Raw genomic sequence first — 3,786 nt, 5'->3', positions numbered from 1 at the left:
GCGGCTGGACGATCTGCTGCCGTGGAATTGGCAGCCAGCGGCCGCCTGAGCTCGCCAATTTCCGCGGCATCCAGCGATCGCAGGAGGGCGGTCTTGGCCGGCCGCTTACGGTTCAGATCGTGCCGGCGCGCGATATCCGCGACACGGGCACCGTTCGCCCCCACCTCGCCGACGATCGCCAGCATCTGCTCGTCACTCCAGCGCCGCCGGCGCTCGACACCCGTCAGGATCTCCTGCCGCATCCAGCCGCTCTCGCCTTGCTCACGTCAGTAACAACGCCGCTTCCAACGTCAGCCTAAGCGGCGGCGAACGTCAGATGCCAAGGCAGCCCTGAGCGGCAGGTTACGGATCATCCTCCTTCAGGCCACGATTGAGGACCGATGCCTATCTGGAAGGATCATGAAACGATTCCGGCATTCGCTACACACGGTCTGCGGTCACAACAGGTAACGGGGCGAGGCTCGGATCCTCGATTAGGCAACGCTCCAAGACATCAACTATCCTCGCGGAAGCGGCGCCGTCACCAAACGGTATTGGCCACTCCCTTGCCCCTTCGATGGCCTCGTTTGCGGCCTCGACAATGGCACGGACGTCAAGGCCGGTGACTCGGTTTGCTGAGATATCTATCGTCTCCGGCCATTCCGACGAATCCTTTACCGTGACGCAGGGAACTTTGTGGATACAGGCTTCTTGCTGCACCCCACCAGAATCGGTGAAAACGACAGCAGCATTCGACAAGGCACGTTGAAAATCCAGGTAAGAGACCGCCGGATGAATAACCAATCCATTGAGATTTTTTACCCATGAAAGTAGCCCAAATTCCTTGAGCCGCGCGTAAGTACGTGGGTGAAGAAAGAATATAGCAGGGCGGCCAATGTTATCCGCGGCCTCTGCAATACCTGTTAATGCGGTCTGCAGATACTCCGGGACGTCAACGGTCTCCTCCCGATGCAATGTTCCGATGCTGTAATTGCCGGGTTCGAGTCCGAGACGCTCGAGGATACTCGATCCCGTTTCCGCCTTAGCAACACTCATGACCGAGGCGTCGACAATGGTGTTGCCTGAGCGGTGAATCTCGCCCCGTACGCGCTCCTGTTCCAGTGCACGGACCGAGGGTGTGTCTGAGGCGAACAGCAGGTCAGAAATATGGTCCATAATGACCCGGTTATGCTCTTCGGGCATGCGCCAGTCGCCGCTGCGAACGCCCGCTTCCGTATGGGCGACAATCATATGCAGCTTCCGCGCTGCTAGAGCAGCAGCGAGGTTGGTGTTCGCATCGCCGTTGACCACGACGACGCGTGGCCGGCGCTCCATGAAAACCTTCTCACTACCTTCAAGCATACCCGCTGTCTGACCGCCATGCGTGCGCCGTTCCGCCACTCCTTCCAACCGGTAATCAGCTTGCGGCAAGCCCAGATCCTCAAAAAGGTCCGCATCCATTGCGGGCGAATAGTGTTGTCCCGTATGAACGACGAAGTGCGGCACCTGACGCCGGCCCAATTCGTGGATTAAGGGCGCCATCATAACTATGCCAGGACGCGTCCCCACCACAACGCAGATTTCCTTCGTCAACTCACTACGCTGAAATGTTTTCCGACCAGAAGTCATCGTATCGGTATACCTCATTTTGTCTTAATTGCGGTGATCCCTTCAAACCGACGGATCGCAGCGCTGACCTATTGGTCCGAGGAATTTTTGAGAAAACCCCTCCAACTTAGAGCTATGTTGAACTCTCGGAGATGTTCAGGAAGCGCGTATATCCTGCTTGGTAGACCGCGAACAAGACTCATTTCGGGCACATCCTTGGTGACTATGGCCCCTGCGGCTACAAAGCTGCCACGGCCAATACGCACGCCGGGCATTACGACAACACCAGCCGCCAGGGTGACGCCATCTTCAAGCACCGGCCCCTCCGGCTCGTATTCGTCTCGATTCTTCAGAGGATACCGATCATTGGTCAAAGTCACCCCAGGACCGATAAAGACACGTGTACCAATTTTTACATGTGTCGGGATGAAACAATTGGACTCAATTTTTACGAAATCGGCAATCTCAACGTAACCTTCAAGCACCGTGTTCGTGCCGACGACGACATGTGCGCCGATGGTGGTATGTCCTCGAATCGTAACATTGTGGCCAGTCTGGAAGTCCTTACCCAGATCGACATCTGCATAGATCACGCTACCCGAACGAATCCGCGTTCTACCGCGGATGACAACAGGCCCGGCTTCCTCTTTCGCCTTCAAGCCAACAATTGCACCAGGCTGAATCTCGATATCGGGCTCGCCGGTTCCAATATAGCGATAATATTGTTCCAACGCTCTCAGCTCTCCTTGTTCTCAGGAGCCATCACCGCTTTGCCGAGTTCTGAACCCCATCGGCCATGCTTTCGATGTATTTCGCATAATGTGCGCCTTCTCTCTCCCAACATAGTTCGGCCGCCGCGCTTTGAACGGACTTCTTGAAGTGCGAGAGTGTCTCCGTTTCCAACATGCTTTCAATGGTTTCAGCCATGGCCGCCGAATTTGTTTCGTCGAATACCTGGCCTATGTCGTATTCCGAGACGAGCCGGGCAATTTCAGGTAGCGATGCCGCGGCGATAGGCAATCGCGCCATTATAAGTTCGAAGATTCGATTTGGAAGGCTGTAGACCATGTTCTGATGATGAGCCTGCCGCGGTATGACCCCAAGGTCCGCACCGCTCATGTAGCCGATCATCTCTGTTGGAGCGCACACGGGCAACATATGTACGCGGGACTGCACTTGCAGGTGTTCGGCCAATTTCATCAAGTCTGAAATGTATCCGGTTTTGCCTTCCGGGCCCAGAAATGCAAGATGTACTCTGCCAGGGAGTTGGGCGAGCGCATGAAGGAGCACTTCGGCACCTTCCCCAGGCCAAATAGAATTGATGAACACGAGCAAGCGGTCGGCATCGGAAAGGCCAAGGTCCACCCGGATTTTGCGGTCATGAGCCTCCGGCTCGAACTCTCGGCAGTTCCGCAGTACTAAGGGCCGCATGCCCCCAATGGTTCGCTCGAAATGATCGGCTAATGAATCGTTGACGGTGACGGCGCCGTCAAGGTCCCTAAGTATGCGGCGTTCAATTGCCATCTCGGCACTACGGATGACGCGAACCGCGACAGGTTCATGGCGCCAGTACTCCGGCTCATGAGTCATTTCGACAGCATCGTAGATTAACCGTGCCCCGGACTTCTCCGCCAGTAGACAAGCGGCGATAAGCGCATGTTCGTCGTGGGCCTGGACAACATCGAAGGGGGTGTCCGCGCAATTAGCCCGAAGTACAGCTTGGGCAAAGCATTGCAAGCGAAGTTTCCCCCGCACCGCCAGCCTTGATGCCCTCCATCCCAATAAGGACAGTTCGAGGAACTCATGCATACGCGTGGGGGCTACCTTCCAGAGGCGGCTTCCGACAGCTAGCAGCCAATCTCGGTGCCACATTGCCCCTGTGATTGTAATGGCGTTGGCGACCCCGCAGCGCTCGAGTTCCACCTGCGGTGGCATGCCAAGGGCGATAACGCTGACTGCGTTGCCCCGAAGGCTCAGGATACGTGCTTGGCGCAATACCCGCGTATTGTGGCGCAGGTCCTTGTAGGCCACGATGCAAACGTGCGGGCGCTTGGACTCCACCGATCGCTACCTAGTGGATCGACCCTGACGGTGGAGTCCCGTGAGGGATTCCCCGTGGCGCTGCGGTGTGCGAGTCTACGCCACGCGCAGCGGGATCAGCTTCGAGGTTTCTCCGGATGACCGCCGTCACCTTGAGGC

General features: G+C 56.9%; 4 protein-coding genes. All 4 read right to left on the bottom strand.

Going from position 1 to position 3,786, the window contains the following annotated elements:
• Positions 1–242 (bottom strand): transposase (locus tag DRB17_RS19695; RefSeq protein WP_147274978.1); only part of this gene is annotated, 242 nt, incomplete at its 3' end.
• Between the two features lie 178 nt (positions 243–420).
• Positions 421–1,608, bottom strand: coding sequence for a non-hydrolyzing UDP-N-acetylglucosamine 2-epimerase (wecB, locus tag DRB17_RS19690; RefSeq protein ID WP_161958915.1), 1,188 nt, complete (start codon positions 1,606–1,608; stop codon positions 421–423).
• Positions 1,609–1,676: 68 nt separating this feature from the next.
• Entirely contained in the window at positions 1,677–2,318 is a 642-nt protein-coding gene (locus tag DRB17_RS19685) for an acyltransferase (protein ID WP_206607961.1), read from the bottom strand.
• Between the two features lie 31 nt (positions 2,319–2,349).
• On the bottom strand, positions 2,350–3,648 hold the full coding sequence (locus tag DRB17_RS19680) for a glycosyltransferase (RefSeq protein ID WP_114583931.1): 1,299 nt from the start codon (positions 3,646–3,648) through the stop codon (positions 2,350–2,352).
• Positions 3,649–3,786: the final 138 nt, after the last annotated feature.

Origin of the sequence: Ferruginivarius sediminum, assembly GCF_003344765.1 — a bacterium.
GTDB lineage: Bacteria > Pseudomonadota > Alphaproteobacteria > Kiloniellales > Rhodovibrionaceae > Ferruginivarius > Ferruginivarius sediminum.
The sequence above is the reverse complement of the archived record's forward strand: the minus strand, read 5'-3'. Positions and strand labels throughout refer to the sequence as shown.

What these genes read in the sequence shown, in the direction of transcription:
- wecB (WP_161958915.1), bottom strand. Translation starts at nt 1,608, where the DNA reads ATGACTTCTGGTCGGAAAACATTTCAGCGTAGTGAGTTGACGAAGGAA.